This window comes from Metabacillus indicus, assembly GCF_046603695.1.
Classification (GTDB): domain Bacteria; phylum Bacillota; class Bacilli; order Bacillales; family Bacillaceae; genus Bacillus_P; species Bacillus_P indicus.
In genome coordinates, this window is record NZ_CP176757.1 from 2,045,976 (window position 1) to 2,067,833 (window position 21,858).

Consider the following 21,858-nt stretch of genomic DNA (forward strand, 5'->3'; position numbering starts at 1 on the left):
TATAATGAGATAGGTACATAAGTGGAAATGACGCAAAGGATGAGATTTATATGAAAAAGATCGTTGTGATCGGTGCAGGTATTTTAGGTGCATCGGCAGCTTATCATTTAACAAAGCTTGGAGCGCAAGTGACGATAATCGACCGGAAAGATGCAGGTCAGGCAACAGATGCAGCTGCAGGCATTGTCTGTCCCTGGGTTTCACAAAGACGTAACAAAGCCTGGTATCAGCTTGTCAAAAAGGGTGCCCGCTATTATCCCGAGCTGATTGATGCACTCGAGGAGGACGGTGAAACCGGTACTGGCTATAAGCGCGTAGGAGCTCTCGTTCTTCAGCAGGACCCTGAAAAAATGGAGAAAATCATCGTGCGTACGGAAAAAAGAAAACAGGATGCTCCTGAAATCGGTGAACTTATCCCGCTGACAAAAGAAGAAACAAAAGAGAAGTTCCCTCTTCTCTCAGAAGAGTATTCATCTGTTCATGTAGAAGGGGCGGCACGGGTAGACGGCAGAGCATTAAGAGATGCGTTACTTCATGCTGCTCAGAAAAACGGTGCAAAGCTTATTAGTGGCGATGCTGCCCTTATCTTTCAGCAAGGCAAGGTAACAGGAGCACGTGTAAAGGAAGAAGCAATTGAAGCCGACGAAATCATTGTCTGTGCGGGAGCCTGGGCGAATCAAGTGCTTCAGCCCCTCGGCATCCATTTTCAGGTTAGCTATCAGAAAGCGCAGATTGCTCATTTTAAAATGGAAGCAGAACACACTTCAGACTGGCCTGTTCTTATGCCCCCCGCCAACCATTATCTTCTTGCTTTTGATGATGGGAGGATTGTGGCAGGAGCCACACATGAGGATGATGTGAAAGGTTATGATACAAGAGTGACAGCGGGAGGAATGCTTGATGTTTTTTCAAAAGCCCTTAATGTCGCTCCAGGACTTGAAGAAGGCACATTTCTCGAAGCAAGAACCGGCTTCAGGCCGTTTACCCCCGGGTTCTTGCCTGTTATCGGGCGGATTCCTGAATGGTCCGGTCTCATTGTCGCAAATGGTTTAGGGGCATCAGGACTGACGATGGGTCCATACCTCGGGCTTGAGCTTGCAAGACTTGCTCTTGGTTTAGAACCTGAAATCGATTTAGCGGATTATCCAATTACGGGTGCATTGGAAGAGTGAAAAAAAATCCCCCAAAAAGTCATAATCGACTGCTTGGGGGATTCATTTTTTTATCGCTTTTTTTAGATCAGACCTACCAGCTTCAAACCGATGAAAACAAAGATCCAGCTGTCAAGACGATCAAGAATGCCGCCATGACCCGGAAGAAGCTTTCCGGAATCCTTCACTTTAAAGTGGCGCTTCAAAGCAGATTCGACAAGATCTCCTACCTGACCGGCAATGGAAACGATGAAAATCAGCAGAAGCGTTTCTCCGTAAGAAGCAAATGGATGGAAACTTGCCTGCATAACAAGACCAATGATAAGAGCAATGATAATTCCTCCGACAGACCCTTCGATGGTTTTATTCGGGCTCACGTTTGGCGCAAGTTTACGTTTGCCAAATTTTCTTCCGACAAAATAGGCGCCTGAATCCGTTGCCCAGATCGAAATCAGTACTGCAAGCGTCCAAATCAAGCCTTCATCAATTCTTGCCTCAGCTAAAAACACAAATCCAAATCCGATGTAGAGAACACCTATCAGGAGCGTGCCTGCTTTTTCAATGGAATATTCAATGTTAAAGATGGTTGAGGTTAAGAAAAACAAGACCAGTGCCAGCAGCACTTTAATCTGAATGATTTCAAATGTCACATTCAGAAACGGCAGCAGCGGCAGGAACAAAAGGACAATCCCGATAATCCCCACAAAATACTTCGTGCCGTACTTTCTGATTTTGATAATGGTCGTTAATTCATGAAAGGCGATAATGGCCAAAATCAGTGCCAAATAAGTAAACCAGAATGCCCCTACATAAAAGGGAATCATGAACAGAATTAAGATAATGATGCCTGTAATCACACGTTCTTTCATTCTTTGCTACACTTCCTTATCTTTTTTTCCATTAATTGATTGTACTATAAAGAAAGGAAAAACGAAAAACAATTCTTTGAAAAGGTCATATTAATTCGCTTTTCATTAATAATCATGCAGTCTGACCAATGAAAAAAACATGCAAGTGGATCTTTGCATGTTTAAGTCGCTTCATTTGAGCTTATAGGTAGAGTACCCGTTTTGCTTCCTTTATATTTACTTGCTGCACCGATGCTCCAAATTACAGCATTAACAGATAAGATTGCCAGGGTGATGATGCCGTCCCAAAATAGCCAGCTGTTTAACGAATAGACGGAAAGCTGCACCATTGTCTGCTTCAAAAGCACGTAAAGCCCCGGAAGACTGTACAAGAACAATAATCCTGCTGCTATGATGCCGCCTATAAGGTAACATGATGCAAAGCTTTTAACATAGGACATTTCTTTTACGGATAATTCTTCTTTCAGGCTTTCTCCACGATCTTTTTTCCTCATATACCCCGTCATTATTTCTTTTGCATAACCGTGGAGGCTTGGCATGTTCAGCTTGTTCATAATCAGGAAATAGATATCTGTCCGCAAAAAAATCAAAAGCTGCCAGGCAAATCTCATCACAAGAAGCAGCGTAATCATTTTCAGTAGCTTTAAGGCAAATCCTGCAGCTGCCATCTGACCGGCTAACGATAAAAAGAGAAGAAAGGAATCAACAGCCATTCCTGCAGCATAGGGCAAATACCTTTTCTGCTTGGAAACGGACCAGAGCCCCGTCATATCTGCTTCGACCACAAGCCAGTAAAATCTCAGGCTCAAATTAAATTTAACTGGTATGCCGAGTCTTAAAGCAGCTAAATAATGGCCCAGTTCATGAAGAATGGTCAGAGGCCAGGATATGAAAAATAATAACAATAGACTGAGCCCTGTTGCTTCTGCTGCCCAAAAATCTTTGTAGACAGGACGCAATTCGGGAATACCTGCAATCATACCTATACTGAGAAGAAAAAACAGGACATAACATACTTGACTGATCGGGTGAAAGATGACGGAGGCTGCAGCAGAAAGAGATTTGCTGACAGGTTTTTCATCTGGCGGTATTAAAAACACTTTCCCGTCAATCGAATAGATCAACTCAAGCTCATGAAGAGTTTCGACAAAATCTAAAACATCCGCATCCATTTGTTCGTTTCTCAGCTGTTCAGAGATTTCGTTCAGCGTTTTGACACCGTCCAGCATATGGATGATGTGCACAGCTTCATAAGGGACCCGGATAAATGTACCGCTGACTGGGTCTCCTACTGTAAATTCTTCTCCGTCTGCCTGAACAGAAAGTTTAGCCGTTACTTTAGAATCTAATGTTATATTCATTCAGACCCTGCTTTCTTTAGATAATTCCAGAATCATATTCAGGTCTGCAGGCTCATCTGAGTTCATATGGCCATTGCACGTCGGACAGCCCGATGCTTTCTTCCATAGAGTTTCAGATAATCGCTCAAATGAAAGACTGCTGATTTCAAGAGACGAAGATTGATGGTCGGCCCTTTCATATCCCGCAATTAATTTAGCCAGTTCATTTGTTACGAGACCTGTGATCATCGCGATATTAGGAGCAAATGCTGTGTTTCTCTTCTGAAAAGAAGCCCCATACACAGCTTTTAGCTGGTGGATAAATTCTGGCGCCTCCCGTAAACTGTTCAGCAAGTAGCAATCAAAGCACCCGTTACCTTCACCAGGAACATATTTTTGGAGAATAATACTCGTGTGTCCAATGCCTCCAAGAATGTAAGGCTTGCCTAATTTGACACAGGCAAAATTCACCCATCTTGTAGATAATATGCTTGGCTGATCGATCCCGTTTATGACAATATCCGATTCCCTTATGACTGGCAGCAAACTCTTTGCATCTTCAATTTTCACATTATGTACTTCAATATCAATTTCACTGTTAATCTTTTTTAAGCGATCACTTGAAGCCTCTGTTTTAAGTTTTCCAATGTCGTCTTCACAGTATAGAAACTGGCGGTTAAGGTTGCTGAGTTCAACCGAATCATAATCAAGCCCAATAATTCTGCCTGTTCCCATTCCTGCAAGGGCAGCTGCTGTTAAACTGAAGCCTCCGAGTCCAAGCAGGGCAACCGTTGTATGTTTAAATGTCTCCTGGTATGTGAATCTGCTTTTCTTTAGAGTTGAAAAATTGGAAAAGTAGTTAAGATTTGAACGATATCTTTCCCGTTCATTTTCATTTAGAGACGTGTATTTGACTGCAGAAGCATCTTCAACAAGTCCATATTCATCAAGGTCATTCAAAATTTCAAGCAAATCCGCATGATCTATGTTCATTTCATTTGCAAGCTCCACCGTATTTCGTGTTCCGTCCATCAGGTTCAGCAGATCCCGGACACTTCCATCAAGATCTTCAAGTTCAAGATTGCCATCCTCTTTGCCGATCTGGACTTTGCCGTCAAATACGATGATCGGGGTATATATTGTTTTTAAGACAGGGTTCATCTGCTTTTTCAGCTCCTTCATACTAAAAAAGGCTTTAGGGACTCTGATGCTTGTCCTAAAGCCTTTTATTCATTACGCGTGATGGTTTACAAGAGCAACCAGCTTTTCAACCTTTTTGATTTTAATTTTCTTCATCCTGACAGCCTCCCCTGTTTTTATTTAATCCATATTTATGTAAATATTGAATTATAATGTAATAGTAAAAAATAGTGGAAATTATGTCAATATTTGAATTATTTCATTTATTATGACTTTTTACCTGTTTGGAAAGCTTAAGAGAAAAGAAGAATAGAAAAAATTTTAATAATTACCATTTTATTCTTGCAGGATGAATAGATCATGTCTAAATTAATTTATGTCAGTATAGTTGTTTTCTCATAAAAAATGATTCTTTTTTCCTGCGCCATTCCGACCTTTTTTGCATAAAAAAACCGCCTGCATTCAAGCAGACGGCTCCGGGTATGTATTAGTTTGACTCTTCTTCTTCCATCATCTGGTCAAATGCAGACGAAACTTTGTCGAATTCTTCGTCTGTTTCAATCGCAGAAAAATCGCCTTCTTCATCAACCTTCAAAAAGTAAATATCGATATCTTCATCTGTGTCTTCCTGAATTTCTTCAACAAACCCTACTGCCACGTACTCTGATCCTTCAACAGTCAGCACGCCAAGCACCTCTACCTCGTGCTCCTGATTGTTCTCGTCGCTAATTGTAAAGATTTCTCCAATTTCAATCGGTTCCATGTTTTTGAACCCCTTTCAAGCATTCTTCTTGCATTCATTTTATTATACCATTTGTTTCTTGCAGAAATACAGCTCAGACAGCCGCTCTTTTTTGAACCACAGTTGTTTTTTCTTCCTTAAACACGATGTAAAAGTAAATGGCGCCTGCTAGATAAATGATGCCGGTCAGGCTGAAAACATTGGCATATCCCCAATAGGAGCCATATTCAGCGACAACATAAGCAGACACAGGACCCATCGCCGCCCAGCCGAATGAAAAAGCCATCTGGCTTAAGGAATTTGCTATTCCTTTTTGATGATCCGGCACTTTTCTCATCATGAGGGAGGTTTGTATCGGATTGCCTGCGTTCATCAACGCCTGGCGGAATAGAAATCCGATGACGGCAAGATAAATGTTTGTTGTAAATCCAGTAATCAGCAAAAATGGCAGGGACAGCAGCTGCAGCAGGACAACCGCCTTTACTTCTCCCATTCTGCTGACAATCGCAGGTCCAATCAGCATTGCGACCGCGGTTGCGCCTTGACCGAGCGAGAGGATAATTCCAATGGCAGAAAAGGAAATGTCAAACCGGTCTGCAAAATACAGATTTAAATACGGGATGACAAGACCTGATCCAAGCCCGATGATGGCCTGTGCGCCAACAAAGAGGATGACCAGCTTCCAATTCTGATTGCCGTCCGCTGTTTCTTTTAGCTTTTTAGGTTTCTGCCGTTTTCTTTCTTCTTTCATCAGAAGAACAGGAAAAAGTCCTGCCAGGTAAACACCGCTTCCAATCAGCAGTGTCAGCCTCAAACTGTCTGTTGATTGCAATCCTGCAAACGTAAAGAGGTCAGTCAAAACTCCGCCGGCAAGATTGCCGATGACGCTTGCCGCCATCATCACCGCAAAGTGAAAACTGAAAAGCTTGCTTCTTTCCTTTTCAGTTGAATTTTCGGCAAGCCATGGAATCATGGACACCTGAATAAAAGACATGAAAATACCGCTGCCAAATGCGAATACAAGCAAAAGGAGCTCCCATTCTATTACTGACCTGCCTATCATCAGAACAGCAGAAAGAGCCGCCCCGACAGCCATCATATTTTTCCTTCCCTTTCGGTCACTTAAAAAACCTGCAGGAACAAGAAAAAACGTCTGAGCAAGAGCAGTCAGGGCAATGACGTTTCCATTGGTCTGTTCACTGTACCCAAGATCTTTCAAGTACAGGTTATAAAGGGTCATAAAAATACCCATTCCAATCTGAATGAGAATATTAGCCATAAAGGCCAATTTGACGTTGCTGCTGTAAGAGCCATAATCTGTTTTAAAACCCCGGAAATAAGTGATCATCAAGATATTTCGCCTCACTAAATAGTTCATCTTCTATTATCATAAGACAATCTCCTGAAATCGCCTATCTTTATTTTCTTAAAAATAAAAAAACATCCAGCCCAGCCGGATGTCTGTTTTTCTTATTTATAAAAAACCTTCTCAACATTATATTTCGCCTGAAGCTCATTGATCAGATACGTTTCGTAAATTTCGCGTTCCATCGGGCTTTCAACGATGCAAACGGCAATTTCGTGCACTTCATCGCGGTGATTTTTGATTGGAGAAACCTGATCCTCAAAATGCTTTTTAATGCGCTGTCTAAGCTTGCGAGCTTTTCCTACAAACAAAAGCTCATCGTTAATATTAAAGAACATAAAAATTCCGCCTTTATCGCGGGGAATTTTATTGTAATCTGTAAAGCCGTATTCGCTGCTGAGAGGAGCTTCTACAGGCTGTCCTTTTACAGGGTTTCTTGTCAGTACAACGTCTGATCTTGGTATATCGATTTTTATCATTAATTACACTTCCTATATTCTTGTTTTTAAAACAACTTATGTATTATCTCATATTGGCGCATAGGATTGCTACCGTTTTTAATAAATGATTTTGCGGCCGTCAATCAGGTAAAAATGCTTGTCTTTTTCAGCAAACTGCACATTTTCTCCTTTTTCAACCCTTTCAAAAACAGATGACGAAACGGCAAACACCTTCCCGGTCGATAACCTTACTCTATACACGGCCTTTTTTTGAACATTGATTCCTGTTTCTGCTATGGAATCTTCCCGGATTTTTTCCATGATCTCTCCGCTGAGCGTGTTAACCGTCAATTCTTTTTCTATAAAGCCTGTCCACGCCAGATACAGGCAAAATACAGTCAGAAACAGAACAGCTGTATGGAAGAAAACTCGCATGTATAATCACCTCTTTATAGTTATACCCAAAAAGAAACGCTGCAGACTCAGTCCGCAGCGCTCTTAAGCTTTATTTCTTTCACTTGCTGCCGGAGGTCATCCGGCCACCATGCACCGCAGTCATCCGAAACCACACAGGCAGCGCACTTCTCTAAATCGTACACTTTCATGCCCGTGATAGGCGGTGCGTAAAGGTGAAGAGTTATCAGGCCGGTATTGCCGGCTTCAGCCATTTTGTGGACGCCGAATTTGGGTGCAAAAAAGGTCTTTCCTTCTCTTTTCAGTTCCGTGAAGAGTTCAGAAGGAAGTGCTTCGCCTTTTACCTTATACACCGTATTTCTGGACACACCGTTTATAACCTGTATCCATCCGAATGAATACCCGTGGTCATGAGGTGCACACTCAAGGTCAGACCAGTTCATGACAAGCAGTTCAAGGTGTTCATTTTTATAAAGAAGTTTTCTGTAATATGGTTTGCTCCTGTCCTCTTTTATGAGAGGCATCAGCTCCTCTTTTTGAATGTTTAATCCAATCAGCGCTTTATAAAGCTCTTCCTTTGAAGCTGTTTTTACGCCATCCAGGATAAAGGTGATTCTTTCTGAAAGATTCAGGTGGCATCCCTCCCGCATTTTTAAGCCTTACTCCATTCCTATGCTCAGAAAACTTATCCTTATGAGGCTTCTGCATGTGATATGATGAAGGATGCAGAATATTTAACAGTTAGGAGCATGAACGTGAATTCGAAAGAAACGCAAGAACAAATCATCCGCAACTATCAGCGGGATGAGCAAATGATGGTCCTTGTCTTTGCCCAGTGGTGCGTAAATAATGACCTGAACCCTAAAGAGCTGTATGCGCGTGCCTACCCTGCCCAACTTGAAAATGCCGAATTAAAACAAGCAATCGAGCTCACTGTCCCGAAAGAGGAAGCAGGAGAAATAGCGGATCATACCCTGCTTGGCGTCCTGTCCCTATTCGGAAATGATGATTTGGCCTTTGTCGTAACAGATGAAATCTCAAAAAGAAAAAAAGGCTAAAAAAAAGATCCCGATTATTTCATCAGGGATCTGAACGTTGCATCTGCTTGTTTCTTCACTTCAGTCTGCAGTTTCTTCCATTGAAGAAAGACTCTGAATTCATCCTTTGTTTTTTCTGAACGCGAGGCGGTTATAACGAGCTCCCTCACTTCTTCATCTTCATGATGTTTGCCCATATTCTGTCCCTCCTGAAGCATGTTTCTAAATGATTCGTTTTAAAGAACGGTTTTATGGGCATATTTTTTAATCGAATGCTAAAAACCTGGAGCTGACAAAAGGCTCCAGGTTTTTTGGTTATTCAGTGATTTCAGAAACAAGGATGCTGCAGACCCTCTGGAACTGTCCCTCTTCGGCACAGCCCTTCCCCCGCTCAAGCTCATCAAGCATACTTTTAGCTTTAGAAAGATACGTTATTCCATCTTTCATTTTCTCTTTATAGGCTTGAGTCGTTCGGTCAATTTCAGCAGAAAAGGCCTCATCCGTTCCTGGTGCAATGCACAAATCATACATATCGACAATTTCATCCGACTCTTTTTCCGGTTCATATTCATGCGGGGCCGTACTGTCAAAAATCGCAAGGCCAAGCTCCCGCAAAATGACCATATCAAGACTGTTCGGATCAAAACCGCAGTGATAAATTTCCACATCGAACCCTTTGTCTGCTCCTGCAGCGGCAATTTTTTTCAGCATTGTTGATTTACCTGACCCTGCTCTGCCTTTAATAAAATAGCGTTTTTTAATGTCTGCTGTAAGATTTGGGATAAAATCTGCAGCTCCATCCGGGGTGGCTGCTCCCAAAAATCGATGTTTGACCACAGCGGTTTTACCAGCAGTCTGTTCTCCGTAAAAAGTTTGTATCAAACGCTGTGCCAATTGATCTGCTTCTGAAAAGTCCATTTGTGAAATGTAAATATCCTCTATATCATCATGAGCTTTTAGCGAGGCAGAAAAAGCGGCATAAGCCTTTTCATATTCAGCAGCCACTCTTGCTGTAAGGACCCCTTTGCGATCTGCAGGCAGCAATTGGTTGTTTTCAGTCTCCATAACAATCACCTGGATGGCATCTGCAGAAACAAATTTTCTGATTTCTGACACGTCGCAATCTAAAAGAGCAATACCCTTATCTGTCAAAAGCAGCCCTTCCAGCCAATCCGGATGAAATGGACAGTGGAGGATATCAAGTGATTCCCCGTTCGCTCTCAGAGTTTCGCTGACAGACTGAATACATAAAGACCTGGCTCCTCTTGACCCGCCTTCTAATAAGAACACCTGGTTTATGCCCTCCAGTACGGCTTCGTACAGACTGTAGTAGCCCTTCGCTGTATTGCCGCAGGGGAAGTAATGATGCGGTTTTCTGCTCATCCAATCATCCTCTCACCTTTTCTGTTAACATATGTAACAGATTGGGATGGGTGAACGCCTAAAAACAAAAGTGGAAGCGCCTGCGCTTAACGAAAACTAACTTAAAGGTAATTCTACAATAAAGGCAGTTCCTTCATTTTCCTTACTATTCACATGAATCAGTCCGCCATGCAGTTCAACAATAGCAGCAACAATTGATAGTCCTAGTCCTGTTCCCTCAACTGAACGCGTCCGGGCGGTATCTGCTCGATAAAAACGATCAAAAATTTTTTCTTTCTCTTCATCATTCAATCCGATCCCCGTATCTTCAAAAGTGACCAAAACAGATTTTTCTTTCTCTTCAATCGATATCTCAATACTGCCATGGGTTTTATTGTATTTGACGGCATTGGTTAACAGATTATCCCAAACCGTATAAAGTAAAGAAGGGTCCCCGACAATTTCAACATTTGGCAATGTAAAACCGAGGCTAATCCCTTTTTCACCCATTAGCCACTTATAGCTTCTCACCAGTTCCTTCATTTGCTCGCCAACATTAAAGGATTTTCTTTTCATGATATCCTGATCGCGATCTAACGAAGCAAGAAGTAATAATTGTTTCGTAAGTGTAGAGAGCCTTTTAATTTCCCCATTGATGATAGAAATGTAATTGCTTTTTTCTTTTGGACTTATTGATTCACTTTCCAATAGGTTTGTATACCCTTTTATATTGGATAGAGGTGACTGTATATCATGAGAAATATTCGAAATGAACTCTTTCCTCATATCATCCATTTGTTCCAGTTTACTTGCCATTTGCAAAAAACTTCGTGAAAGCTCTCCTAACTCATCATCACGAGTAATATCAATGTCAACATTAAAATTCCCATCAGCCAGTGACTTTGTGGCTGTTGTAAGTTTTGAGATTGGATTCACTAAATATTTTGCAGTAAAAAGAACCATAACGATACTCATAACAATCATCAATGCAAGCAGCCACGCAAATAAAATGTGCATTTCGTTAAAAAGGAGCTTAATATCCGGTCTAAGGAAAAGAGCATACTTTTCCTTATTATGTGTTAACGGTACACCAATCGTATTCTTCAATTCGTTTGCAAAAAAACCTGTGACGAATGTTCCCTGTGGAAAATTTAGAATACCGTGAAAAATATCACCGTTTAACACTTGTTCTTTAGCGGAATTAGACAGAGTATTTTCCCTAAATGGTGCACCGAAATAAGATTCCTTTCCAGAAATGTCAACCAAGAAAATTTGATACCCGGTCGAAGAGATATTATTCAAATAATCCTTAAGATTTATATCAGGATGGTTCTCGGCAAATTCAGCAATATTTAACGCGATTTTTGTGTTTTTTTGATCATTGTAAGGTTTTAATTTTTGCTGATAATACGTATTGGAGATTAAAAAAGCAACTATCCCGCTAAAAATCATAATGCCAATAGTAATGACAACAAACTTCACATAGAGAGATTTCATCTGCGATTTGCCTCCAGCGAATATCCAACTCCACGCACTGTCTTAATTTGAACATCATCCGTCAATTTAGAAAAACGTTCTCTTAACCTTTTTACATGAACATCAACAGTTCGTTCATCCCCTTCATAATCCAATCCCCAAATATGTTCTATTAGTTGATGACGAGAAAATACTTGCATGGGATTTAAAGCCAGAAAATACAGCAGTTCGAATTCCTTTAAGGGTAAAAGAATTGTTCGATTCCCAATTTGAACCTCATAGTTTTTTTTATTTATCGCTGTATTACCTAAGTAAATTATAGATTCTTCTGAGTGTTTGTCGTATCGTCGCAATAAAGCTTCTATTCTAAAGTGTAATTCTTTTGGCTCAAATGGCTTGACCAGATAATCATCCGTCCCGGATCTAAATCCTTCTTCTTTATCCTCAATTTGATTCTTTGCTGTTAAGAGGATTACTGGTATATCATATTCCCTTCGAATCTCCCTTGTTAATGCATACCCATCCATAAAAGGCATCATCACATCCACTACTGCTAAATCACATGCTTCTCTATTAAGAACTCCTAATGCTTCAGTACCGTCTTTTGCCTGAAATACTTTATATCCAGCTTCGGTTAAGTGAATATTTACTAGCTGTAAAATATTGATATCGTCATCTGCAATCAGAATAGTTGTCATTCTCTATTCTCCTATTTTATTTTGATTAAATATTATTGCTTCATTTAAAAGGACATTTAGTAAATAATAACAAATAAACAGCCCAGCAGAAATATGCAGGCTGTTCCTTTGCATTTTACTTGCATTAAAGATTCTCTAGCTTTCAGAATGTTAATTTCCGCTCTGCAAAACCATTCCATCACTCATTTTGATGACATGGTCAACATTTGAAAGCAATTCTTCGTCATGGGTAACCATCAATACAGTAATGTTTAATGATTTAGTTAAATCTTGAATTAACGACATAATGTCTTGAGATCTTTTTGAATCTAAACTTGCAGTCGGTTCATCTGCAAAGAGAATATTAGGTTTATGGATCATCGCACGAGCGATTGCCACTCGTTGTTTTTCCCCGCCCGATAATGAAGATGGATAAGCCTTTTTCCGATGATCCATTTCAACTAGTTTTAGGATTTTATTAACTTCTCTTTTTTGTTCATATTTCTTTAATTTAGATTCAGAGACCTCAAGCATCAGCATTAGCTGTTCTTCAACTGTAAGAAAAGGAACAAGATGTGCAAACTGAAAGACAAAACCAAATTTGCTTGCCCGTATTTTTCGAACCTGTTCAGAACTCATAGAAGTCATATTCTTACCATCAAATACAACGTGCCCATTTGATGGAGGCTGCAGTCCTGCAGCGATTGTAAGGAGAGTACTTTTACCAGAGCCTGAGGCACCCACTAATGCTGTTACCTCTCCTTCTTTAAGAGAAAGGTTAATTCCTTTTAGGATTTCTTCCTCTATCTCACCAGTAGTAAATGTTTTTCTTACTTCATCAAGTGTAAAGATTGTCATATTAAGCCTCTCCTTGCTGTATTGCCTGCAATGGTTCGATCTTTTTGATTTGAATACCTGATAGTGTAGCTCCAATAAATCCTATCATCAGGAAAATGACAGATAATTGTGCTGTTGTTTCAAAAGTTAAATGGAATGGCATTCCTTCAGGCGCAGCCATACTGAAAACTTGACTAAGAGTTATAGACATAATAAGTGCAATTGATGTAATAAAAAACATTTGTGTCCACATCATTTTAAATAGTCTGCTTGTTTTTATACCAATTGCTTTTAAAATACCGTATAAACCGATTTTCTGAACGTTCATCATGTAGAAAAAGATAGCAAACAGCATTCCGCTAATGACAACTAAAAACCAGACAATCATATTTAAAGACATCTGTTCTGCATTATAACTTGGAATTGTCTGGAGGAAATCTTTGTTTGAAAATGATTGTAAACCAGTGAATTCTTGTGAAGAATCTCCTCCCGGTATGAAAATCAATTGCATCTCCGTCATTCGATACATTTCTTGATAATTCTTCATCTGTATATATGCAACAGGGGTATGACTATATTTCTTTTGATCAACAAAACCCTTTACGATAAATTCACCGCTAAATTGATTATTAGTCAAGGTATCTCCAACCTTTATACCTTTATTCTTCAATGAGCTATCTACTATAATTTCCCCATCTTTAACATCTTCAAATAACTTTGAATCAGTGGATGCAACAAAGGCGACACTTTGTTGTTTATCATCTTTGTCATTTAGAAAACCCATTTGAATAGAAAAGGCCACAGCATCTTTTTGTTTGTTTAGTATTTCTTTTTGTATATCACTGTCTATTCTAGATAGGTTATAAGTTTCCTCAGCGTCTTTATTCATATAAAATTGCCCTTTTGGTAAATCTTTAATGAGGGCAGCATTGTCTTGCGATAGTCCATTTGCCAAACCAGATATGATAAATGTTAATAAACTTACGAGAAAAACAATTGAACCTAAAATCAAAAATCTCACTTTATTTTTCTTGATTTCTTTCCATGCAATATTCATCTTTCATTTCCTCCCATCTCTTCTTGACATCCATAGTTTATTATTCGAATATGAACGGAAGATGAACAGTAAATTACATTTGAAATGAATATTAATGAATAATGAAAAGAAAAAACCTGCATGGCTGCAGGTTTTAACAAAGTGTATCTATTCCGTTTTTTCTAATGCTTCTGCCAGCTGAAAAAGGAAGCTGTAGAGCTTTTCAAACATTTCTTCGAGTGCATCCTCTTCGCTGAAGTCCGCGAGCAAGGCGCTGTCAAAATTGACATCCCACATTCCGTCCTTATCATTGAAAAGAACCTCAAATTTCTCAGAATCACCACCGGCTTTTTGCAGGAAGTATTCTTTTAGCGCTGTTCCTTTTGCCTTTTTATATTTTAAACCAAGCAGGAACTTATAGGTTGAAAACACGTCATCATGCTCAAATGAAATGTTTTCTGCCCCGACATAGTCAAACCAGTCAGATTCAATATAGATGAATTCCGATTTGTTTATTTTCACATATGTTGCTTTTTCCTTAAGGAAGGATTCCGGATTCTCAGCAGAGATCAGCTCTTCTGTTTCCTTGTTTACGCGCTCAAGATACGCTTTTGCAAAACGCGGAAAATCGGGTTCCTCAACTTTTACGTTCTCTGGCAGAAAACCGTTCTTCTCTGCATACATTTTTTCTGTGGTATAGATTCCAATCGCATCCGTTTTTTCCTCGATCAGATGCTGGATATACGTTTTCATTTTATTTTGCAGCATAGTTCATATCCTCCATTACTTCCAATTCACTTCTTATCATAACCCAACAGCAGACAAGATGAAACAAAGAGAGAATCCTACCCGCGGATTCTCTCTTATGTGTAATTATCCTGAAGCGCTTTTCCGAGCAGTTTCTGGCATCTGTCAAGCTCGGTTTTCAGTTGCTTTTTATATAGCTTTGCTTTTTCGTAATCCTCGAATTGATAATATACGACCTCCTGAAGCTTCATCCCCTCTTTTTTCCGCTTGACCTGTTTTAAAATGCCGTCTTCGATCAGTTCGTGCAGGGACTTGTAAACCTCTGAATGATTTGGCCTGTATCCGTAAATTCTGAACTCATCGCGCAGAACATCAAGAAGCTTCAGGCCGTAGAGTCTGTCCTGCTCTGTCATACGAATCATATAAAGCTTTAAAAAGGCTCTTTGCTTCAGCAAAAAACCGCTGGCACTTCTCTTCTCGCCCATTGAAGACATCTCCTTTTACAGTTTTACATGTTCTAACTATTCAATGTTTTATAAGAAATTCCTGCATCTTAAGGGAAAATAAGCCTTTTGACCCTTTTGAAACCTGGGCGAGGTTAAAATTATAGGGATATTGGAATTTTGGTACGTGTTTTTATTTATCATTGATTATTTGGAACATAGTTTTAGAAGAATGATAAAGTCGGTTTTCTTTTACTTATGGTCGTTTTTATCCTAGTAATTTCTGAAGTAAAATAACTGTTGATTATTTAGAACATGGTTCAATTAATAAACGCTTACAAAAGAAAAGGACCTGATTGAATCATCAAGTCCTTGGTGTCTATTCGTTTTTTTCAATAAAGTATGGATTAAATCCGAGATTTTTTCTCATTTCATCGGTAATTTGCAGATCCTCTGCAGCAGCTGCTGATGCATTTTCATTTTCTGCCTGAATGCTTCCATCGTAATGCATAGGTTTTTGTTCCATAAGAATGACCACTCCTGCCCTTTTTGTGTAAATTATACCATGTTAACCCAAAAATATCCTTATTAATAAGTAAATATTCCTGAAAATGAACAAGGTATTCAAATTACTGTTAGAGTGCCCTCAGTTCGTTGTATCAATCAAAAAAAGACAGGGAAAAATTCTCCTGTCTCCTGCTTCTTATTCCAATGTGTGATCTTTGAACCTTGCCTGATCCTCTTTGCTCCTAGTCCCTTTCTCTACATGCTGCGTTTCTTCTCCCATTCCCTTTAAAAAGGTAATGAGCAGGGTCACTGCCCGGTTCACTTCAGGATCTTTGAGAGATTTCGCGAGATCGAAATAGCCTGTTTTTTCGTTCGTTTCTTTGTTTTCAGCCACTCTTGCAATTCCGGAGTTCACCTTCATTAAAAATGGTTCAAGCTGTTTGACGTTTATCATGCCGAGAACGCCGGTCATCAGAAGCAGATTTTTTATAGTATTTGCTGTTTCTTTGTTGTCAGCGGTTTTTACAAGAATGTCCAATACTTTGTCACCTTGCCCAAAAAGGCCATTCATAAGCGAGAGTATGCCTTTATCCTGCATATGATGAAGGATTTCAAGTGTGTCCTTAATCACTTCTTTATGAGTGATCAGGGCATCTTCGATTTCTCTTAAATCCCTGCTTCTTTTTTCTTCGTCCGATAATTCCTGCCGGACAATGGTTTTAGTTGCTTTTGCCACCGTTTTTCCCCTCCTTTTGAACGAGATCTCCCGGAAATACGTAATCTTTCCGCCCCCACTTTCGTTCAACTTCAACGCCTCTCTGAGGATTTGGATGACCGAAGCGGAAGTTGGTCCGCGGCAGAGGATTCACTCCTTCTGTCTCAAGAACTTCCAGTTTAGCCTTTACCTCTTTGTAGGCAGGTGTGTCTGTATCTTTGTCCGCATAGCTGCTTGTGATCAGATTGATCGCCGACTCACCTGAGTCATTCATAGGCAAATAAACTTCTTTCCCCTTCACCCTGTCTGTAACAACGCACTGCACTTTCACCTTGCCATATGGCGAAATGAGCCTTACTAGAGAGCCGTCTTTGATTCCGCGCTCCGAAGCGAGTTCTGGTGAAACTTCAAGGAAGGTCCGAGGTGTTTTGGATGTGATTCCTTTGGATTTGTATGTCATATTCCCTTCATGGAAATGTTCCAGCAGACGGCCGTTATTGACATGGATGTCATATTCATCGTCAAATTCAACCGGTCTTGTCCATTCCACCGGATGGAGGCGCGCCTTTCCGTCGGGAAAAGGAAACTCATCCAAAAAGAGGACGGGTGTATCTGTACCGTCGGGCTTTACCGGCCAGACGAGACTGCTGTAGCCTTCAAGACGTTCGTATGTGACCCCTGCAAAAAGAGGAGCAAGCTGGGCTGCTTCAGCCATGATGTCTGAAGGGTGATCATAGGTCCACCCTGCGCCAAGCTGATTGGCCACATCCATAATGATTTTCCAGTCAGGTTTGGAATCTCCGAGAGGTTCCAGCACTTCGTAGAGTCTTTGAACTCTCCGTTCTGTGTTTGTGAAGGTCCCTTCTTTTTCAAGACTTGGACTTGCCGGCAGGACAACATCTGCATATTCGGCCGTTTTTGAAAGAAATAAATCCTGCACAACAAAAAAGTCGAGCTTTTCATAAGCGGCATGAACATAGTTCATATTGGAGTCCACTATACCCATTTCTTCCCCTTTTAAATACATCGCTTTCACACTGCCGTCATGTATGCCGGCAACCATCTCATGATTGTTGAGGCCAGGCTCGGCCGGAAGCTCCACTCCCCAGGCTCTCTCGTACTTTTCTCTGACAGAACCGTCCGTTATTTTTTCGTAGGACGGAAGCCGGTCAGGCATGCTTCCGAAGTCGCTTGCCCCCTGAACGTTATTATGGCCTCTCAGCGGATATGCTCCTGTATGCGGTCTGCCGTAATTCCCTGTTACAAGAAGCAGATTGGAAATAGCCGTGCTTGTATCACTTCCTCCTGAGTGCTGCGTCACGCCCATGGCCCACAGGACTACCGTGCTTTCCGCTTCATAAATCATCTTTGCGATTTGAATCATCTGCTCTTTCGGAATTCCTGAAAGCTTTTCTGCTTCATCCAGTGTGAATTTCTTGATGCTTGAGAGATAGTTTTCAAATCCGTTGACTCTATTACTCAGAAACTGGTGGTCTTCCCATCCCTGTTCAATAATGTAATTTGTTACGGCTGACAGCCAGACAAGATCCGTTCCGGAAGCGGGCTGGATAAACAGATCAGACCGCTCTGCCATTTCATTCTTTCTGAGATCCGCGACGATCAGCTTTTGGCTGTTCAGCTTGTTGGCACGCTTTACCCTCGTTGATAACACGGGATGAGATTCAGACGTGTTTGAGCCGATGATCAGGACCAGTTCTGCCGCTTCAATGTCTTTGATTGTCCCAGAGTCGCCTCCGTACCCGACTGTGCGGAAAAGGCCCATTGTTGCCGGAGTCTGACAGTATCTGGAACAGTTATCAATGTTATTCGTCCCTATGACTGCTCTTGCAAGCTTTTGCATCAAATACGATTCTTCATTCGTGCATTTGGAGGAGCTGATGAAGCTCAGGGCATCCGGCCCGTGCTCGTTTTTAATTTGAGTGAACTTTTGTGCAATCAGGGTAAGAGCTTCCTCCCATTCAGCTTCTCTGAAGTGGTTTCCTTCACGGATCAGGGGCTTTGTCAGCCGTTCTTCACTGTTTACAAAATCCCAGCCGAATTTTCCTTTGATGCACGTGGAGATTCCGTTTGCAGGAGCATCCGGATGAGGTTCCACTTTTAGGATCTTCCTGTCTTTTGTCCAAATGTCAAAGCTGCATCCGACTCCGCAATAGGTGCAAACCGTTTTGGTTTTTTTGATTTTTTCATCTCTCATGGCAGATTCCATGTCTGAAATGGCGAGGATCGAGCCGTAGCCTGTTTCCACATTTTTCGTCAGTTCAATCATGGGACGGAGAGTCTGTTTGCTGATTCCAGTCAAATATCCGGCTTCCCCGATCATGCCTTTTTCCATCATGGCATTGCACGGACACACGGTTGAGCAATGGCCGCATGAGACGCATGAAGATTCATTAATAGGCACATCACTGTCCCAAATGACACGGGGCTTCTCACGCTCCCAGTCAATGGAAAGCGTTTCTGTTACCTGAACGTTCTGGCACGCTTCAACACATCTCCCGCACAGTATGCATTGATCAGGGTCATATCTGTAAAACGGGTTGGACGTATCTTCTTTGTATGGTTTTTGGGAAAAAGGAATGCTCTGATGATTAATTTTCATCGCTTTTACCGTATTATGTATGTCGCATCCGCCATTGTTGTAGTCGCAAACCGTGCAGTACAATTCATGATTGTGCAGGATTCTGTCCATCGCGATGAGCTGTGCCTCTTTCACCTCAGGAGATTCTGTGTCCAGTACATCTCCGGGATGTACCTCAGTGGAACAGGCTCTTTTAAATTCACCGTTCACCTTAATAAGGCATGTATCACACGTCTCGATCGGCCCCAGACTCTCGTGGTAGCAAACGGCTGGAACGTCTGTCCCGTGACTTTTTAACAGCTTGAGAGCTGTTTGATTTTCATCAGCATAAACCGCCCGTTCATTTACTCGGATAAACTGTTTTTCAGGCAAAAGAACCTCTCCTTTCAAAGAAACATCTCCCTGTAATTCTTTCTCCATCGATTGAATTCCTTTTCGGTAACTTTTGAAAGCGTTTACTTAACAAAGGTAAACAAAACCCGGGCATGTTCCCGGGTTTATCCGCCGCTCACAGGCGGTATAAAGGCCACCGTATCTCCGTCTTTCAGCACGGTGCTTTCATCTGCAAATTCTTCATTCACTGCGATCATCGCCGTATGAATGCCCTTAAGCTTGTAGGTTTCAGAGAGAGACTCTTTCATTTCACCTGCCGTCATGCCGGCAGCCTGCATCTGAACGGTGCTTTTTCCGGCCTGGTCCCCAAGATGGGCGAAAAGAAGAATAGTAATCATGCGAGCTCTCCTTTCCCGGGTTTGCCTTCCGGATAGGATTCCGTTTGCAGCTGGTTCCCGATCCATTCCGTGCCGTCATCCCAATGCTCTTTTTTCCAAATAGGGACAATTTCTTTAATCCGCTCAATCGCATATTCATTGGCTTCATAGGCGGCCTTTCGGTGAGGCGATGAAACGGCAATGACGACAGCTGCTTCGGAAATTTCAAGCCTGCCTGTTCTGTGGGTAATGGCAGCTGCCGTTCCCGGCCACTTTTCACTTATTTCTTTTCCGATTTGCATGAGCATTTTTTCCGCCATTGGCTTATATGCCTGGTATTCAAGAAACAGCGTTCTCTTTCCATTTGTCATTTCGCGAACCGTCCCGATAAAAATAGTGATTGCACCGGCATTTCGGTTTGCTACTTTGTTTGCTGTTTCTTCTGCTGATATCGGCTTTTCTGTCAGTTCAAATAGACTCTGATTCATATTGTTTTTTCACAACCTTCACTAAAAAATCCAAGTAGAGGTGTTCCTCATCATGAAAACTGAAAACAGGCACGCTGGTTTGAACCATTTCCTTTTTATCCGCGATGACGCAAACGATTCCGCTCAGTTCAAGAAGACCGAGGTCATGTTCGTTCCGTATGCAAACGGCTTTAGGATACGGTGCATGTTTATAGCCTTCAATTAAAATTAGATCCAAATTAAGCAGGCTGTAAATGTTCAGCAGTTCTTCAAGCGTCCATGATCCAGAACCGAGCGACAGCTGAAGAACGCCGCCTCCCTCAACTCCTGCAAGCTTTGAGCCTGCCTCTAAATGCTTTCCGCTGTCCTTTTCCATCAACGCCTTATCTGGCGCTCCGCCGTGGCCGTGATGCTTGATGGTGCCGGTTTTAAGAGATTCACGCTGCGCTCTCTTAATCAGCTTTTCCATCACAGCCGTCTTTCCCGAATTCTGAAAACCTGCTACCTGAAGGATGGCGCGGTGTTTTCCCACGGGCGATCACTTCCTTTTTGATCGTCAAGTAAAAGAATGTCCGCCTTCATTCCTGCTTTGTACCCTCTCGTTCCGCCCGGAAGGACAATCAGGGCATTTGCATCTGCCAGCGAAGATACGGCGCTTGACTTGTCGAATCCTGATGGCACCGCTTTTATCACTCCGTCTTCATAGACGATGGTTCCGCGGACAAACCTTGTAAAGGGATTTGCCTTCTCAAAATCAGAGCCCAAAACGGCCTTTTCTTTTCTGATGTGGGTTCTTCTGCTGAAGCAGCAGAACCTGATCACGGGCCGTACAAACAGTTCAAAACCGACGAAACAGGCTGAAGGATTTCCCGAAAGACCAAAGAGGAGCTTTCCGCGATGTTCAGCCACCGTCGTTACGCTTCCTGGTCTCATGGCGATTTTATTAAAGAGGACAGATGCGCCGATTCTTTTATATATATCAGGCAAATAATCATAGTCACCGACAGAAACTCCGCCTGTCGTCAGCAGCACATCCACTTTTGAGAGTGCGTGCTGAACGGCCTCTGTGCACTGACCAAGGTCATCGCTGAATTTGCCGAGGTAAAGAGGTTCTCCTCCTGCCCGTTCAATTTGGGAGAGGAGCATATATGTATTGCTGTTGCGGATTTTTCCGTCCTCGAGGGGTTCATCAGGGTTCAGAAGCTCGCTTCCTGTTACAAGAACGCCTATAACCGGTTTTTTAGCAGCAGGAACCTCTGCATACCCGAATGCTGCCAGAAGGGCTGAAAGTCCCGGTGTAATGAAAGAGCCCTTTTCAGCAAGGACTGTTCCGCTCCTGGTGTCTTCTCCCCTGAAGGAAATGTTTTCGCCTTGCTTCATCGCTCTCTTTAATTCCACTTTTTGCCCGGCAAGCGGTTTTGTCAGCTCAAGCATAACAACGGCATCAGCCCCTTCAGGCAACTTTGCGCCAGTCATGATTCTTACTGCCTGCATGTATCCGATTTCCCCTTCAAAGACAGATCCGGCACCGATTTCTCCAACAACTTGAAAGGCTGCTCTATTGTCACTTGAAAGTCCTGCCGTATCAACAGATCTGACAGCGTATCCATCATAGGGGGAACGGTCAAACGGCGGAACATCGTGATCTGCAACGAGATCTTGTGCGAGAAATCGGCCGTAAGACTCCTCAAGAGGAATATGCTCCGCGCTCCCGCGAACGGCATGTGCCATCACTAGACTTACAGCTTCCGAGACTGGGATCGGGGTTCTTATTTCGATCATG

The 21,858-nt window shown here is 41.9% G+C and carries 25 protein-coding genes; 2 read left to right on the forward strand and 23 right to left on the reverse strand.

Translation table 11 applies throughout. From position 1 onward, the window contains the following. Positions 1–50 precede the first annotated feature (50 nt). Positions 51–1,172, forward strand: coding sequence for an NAD(P)/FAD-dependent oxidoreductase (locus ACK1LH_RS10255; RefSeq protein ID WP_203290211.1), 1,122 nt, complete (start codon positions 51–53; stop codon positions 1,170–1,172). 62 nt (positions 1,173–1,234) lie between these two features. Here the strand turns inward: ACK1LH_RS10255 and ACK1LH_RS10260 are convergent, their stop codons facing one another. The 8 genes from ACK1LH_RS10260 to ACK1LH_RS10295 form a co-directional block, all read right to left on the reverse strand. Next, complete coding sequence (locus ACK1LH_RS10260; RefSeq protein WP_029281018.1) at positions 1,235–2,020, reverse strand: phosphatidate cytidylyltransferase; 786 nt, start codon at positions 2,018–2,020, stop codon at positions 1,235–1,237. A gap of 161 nt (positions 2,021–2,181) precedes the next feature. Further along, on the reverse strand, positions 2,182–3,381 hold the full coding sequence (locus ACK1LH_RS10265; protein ID WP_029565703.1) for a hypothetical protein: 1,200 nt from the start codon (positions 3,379–3,381) through the stop codon (positions 2,182–2,184). Next, positions 3,382–4,521 (reverse strand): HesA/MoeB/ThiF family protein, encoded by a 1,140-nt coding sequence (locus ACK1LH_RS10270; RefSeq protein WP_029281014.1) that lies wholly within the window; start codon positions 4,519–4,521, stop codon positions 3,382–3,384. A gap of 466 nt (positions 4,522–4,987) precedes the next feature. Next, the gene (locus ACK1LH_RS10275) at positions 4,988–5,263 is read right to left on the reverse strand and encodes a DUF1292 domain-containing protein (RefSeq protein ID WP_029281012.1); all 276 of its coding nucleotides are present in this window, start codon (positions 5,261–5,263) and stop codon (positions 4,988–4,990) included. A 73-nt stretch (positions 5,264–5,336) separates the two neighbouring features. Continuing rightward, positions 5,337–6,590: an MFS transporter gene (locus ACK1LH_RS10280; protein WP_029565705.1), complete on the reverse strand. Its 1,254-nt coding sequence runs from the start codon at positions 6,588–6,590 to the stop codon at positions 5,337–5,339. A 122-nt stretch (positions 6,591–6,712) separates the two neighbouring features. Next, on the reverse strand, positions 6,713–7,087 hold the full coding sequence (locus ACK1LH_RS10285; protein WP_029281009.1) for a nucleotide excision repair endonuclease: 375 nt from the start codon (positions 7,085–7,087) through the stop codon (positions 6,713–6,715). Between the two features lie 78 nt (positions 7,088–7,165). Further along, entirely contained in the window at positions 7,166–7,483 is a 318-nt protein-coding gene (locus ACK1LH_RS10290) for a hypothetical protein (protein ID WP_411335041.1), read from the reverse strand. A 47-nt stretch (positions 7,484–7,530) separates the two neighbouring features. Beyond that, positions 7,531–8,112 (reverse strand): cysteine dioxygenase, encoded by a 582-nt coding sequence (locus ACK1LH_RS10295; RefSeq protein WP_152554721.1) that lies wholly within the window; start codon positions 8,110–8,112, stop codon positions 7,531–7,533. 105 nt (positions 8,113–8,217) lie between these two features. On the opposite strand from ACK1LH_RS10295, the gene ACK1LH_RS10300 reads away from it, so the two are divergent. Beyond that, entirely contained in the window at positions 8,218–8,520 is a 303-nt protein-coding gene (locus ACK1LH_RS10300; RefSeq protein WP_029281004.1) for a hypothetical protein, read from the forward strand. A gap of 14 nt (positions 8,521–8,534) precedes the next feature. Here the strand turns inward: ACK1LH_RS10300 and ACK1LH_RS10305 are convergent, their stop codons facing one another. The 15 genes from ACK1LH_RS10305 to glp all read right to left on the reverse strand — a co-directional run bounded on the left by ACK1LH_RS10305 (position 8,535) and on the right by glp (position 21,857). Then, positions 8,535–8,696 carry a hypothetical protein gene (locus ACK1LH_RS10305; RefSeq protein ID WP_161781197.1) on the reverse strand — a complete coding sequence of 54 codons (162 nt, stop codon included), beginning with the start codon at positions 8,694–8,696 and terminating at the stop codon, positions 8,535–8,537. 118 nt (positions 8,697–8,814) lie between these two features. Continuing rightward, the gene (locus ACK1LH_RS10310; RefSeq protein ID WP_411335042.1) at positions 8,815–9,882 is read right to left on the reverse strand and encodes a hypothetical protein; all 1,068 of its coding nucleotides are present in this window, start codon (positions 9,880–9,882) and stop codon (positions 8,815–8,817) included. A gap of 96 nt (positions 9,883–9,978) precedes the next feature. Continuing rightward, complete coding sequence (locus tag ACK1LH_RS10315; RefSeq protein WP_029281002.1) at positions 9,979–11,358, reverse strand: sensor histidine kinase; 1,380 nt, start codon at positions 11,356–11,358, stop codon at positions 9,979–9,981. Then, complete coding sequence (locus tag ACK1LH_RS10320; RefSeq protein ID WP_029281001.1) at positions 11,355–12,035, reverse strand: response regulator transcription factor; 681 nt, start codon at positions 12,033–12,035, stop codon at positions 11,355–11,357. Before ACK1LH_RS10320 ends, ACK1LH_RS10315 begins: the two co-directional genes overlap by 4 nt. Before the next feature lie 150 nt (positions 12,036–12,185). Continuing rightward, entirely contained in the window at positions 12,186–12,872 is a 687-nt protein-coding gene (locus ACK1LH_RS10325) for an ABC transporter ATP-binding protein (RefSeq protein ID WP_411335043.1), read from the reverse strand. Between the two features lies 1 nt (position 12,873). Beyond that, positions 12,874–13,908, reverse strand: a complete 1,035-nt coding sequence (locus ACK1LH_RS10330; RefSeq protein ID WP_029280999.1) for an ABC transporter permease — start codon at positions 13,906–13,908, stop codon at positions 12,874–12,876. A 147-nt stretch (positions 13,909–14,055) separates the two neighbouring features. Further along, positions 14,056–14,655, reverse strand: coding sequence for a hypothetical protein (locus ACK1LH_RS10335; RefSeq protein WP_029280998.1), 600 nt, complete (start codon positions 14,653–14,655; stop codon positions 14,056–14,058). 95 nt (positions 14,656–14,750) lie between these two features. Then, on the reverse strand, positions 14,751–15,119 hold the full coding sequence (locus ACK1LH_RS10340; RefSeq protein WP_029280996.1) for a helix-turn-helix transcriptional regulator: 369 nt from the start codon (positions 15,117–15,119) through the stop codon (positions 14,751–14,753). Positions 15,120–15,456: 337 nt separating this feature from the next. Beyond that, positions 15,457–15,603 (reverse strand): hypothetical protein, encoded by a 147-nt coding sequence (locus tag ACK1LH_RS10345; RefSeq protein WP_168713762.1) that lies wholly within the window; start codon positions 15,601–15,603, stop codon positions 15,457–15,459. A gap of 177 nt (positions 15,604–15,780) precedes the next feature. Further along, a complete protein-coding gene (locus tag ACK1LH_RS10350; RefSeq protein WP_029280994.1) occupies positions 15,781–16,320 on the reverse strand; it encodes a DUF1641 domain-containing protein in 540 nt (179 codons plus the stop codon). Continuing rightward, positions 16,304–19,270 carry a formate dehydrogenase subunit alpha gene (gene fdhF, locus ACK1LH_RS10355; RefSeq protein ID WP_411335087.1) on the reverse strand — a complete coding sequence of 989 codons (2,967 nt, stop codon included), beginning with the start codon at positions 19,268–19,270 and terminating at the stop codon, positions 16,304–16,306. Before fdhF ends, ACK1LH_RS10350 begins: the two co-directional genes overlap by 17 nt. Before the next feature lie 125 nt (positions 19,271–19,395). Beyond that, on the reverse strand, positions 19,396–19,629 hold the full coding sequence (moaD, locus tag ACK1LH_RS10360) for a molybdopterin converting factor subunit 1 (protein ID WP_320154403.1): 234 nt from the start codon (positions 19,627–19,629) through the stop codon (positions 19,396–19,398). Beyond that, positions 19,626–20,096, reverse strand: a complete 471-nt coding sequence (locus ACK1LH_RS10365) for a molybdenum cofactor biosynthesis protein MoaE (RefSeq protein WP_411335044.1) — start codon at positions 20,094–20,096, stop codon at positions 19,626–19,628. The genes moaD and ACK1LH_RS10365 overlap by 4 nt, the downstream gene beginning before the upstream one ends. Further along, the gene (gene mobB, locus ACK1LH_RS10370; protein ID WP_411335045.1) at positions 20,077–20,607 is read right to left on the reverse strand and encodes a molybdopterin-guanine dinucleotide biosynthesis protein B; all 531 of its coding nucleotides are present in this window, start codon (positions 20,605–20,607) and stop codon (positions 20,077–20,079) included. The genes ACK1LH_RS10365 and mobB overlap by 20 nt, the downstream gene beginning before the upstream one ends. Next, positions 20,577–21,857, reverse strand: a complete 1,281-nt coding sequence (gene glp / locus ACK1LH_RS10375) for a gephyrin-like molybdotransferase Glp (RefSeq protein ID WP_411335046.1) — start codon at positions 21,855–21,857, stop codon at positions 20,577–20,579. Before glp ends, mobB begins: the two co-directional genes overlap by 31 nt. Position 21,858 lies beyond the last annotated feature (1 nt).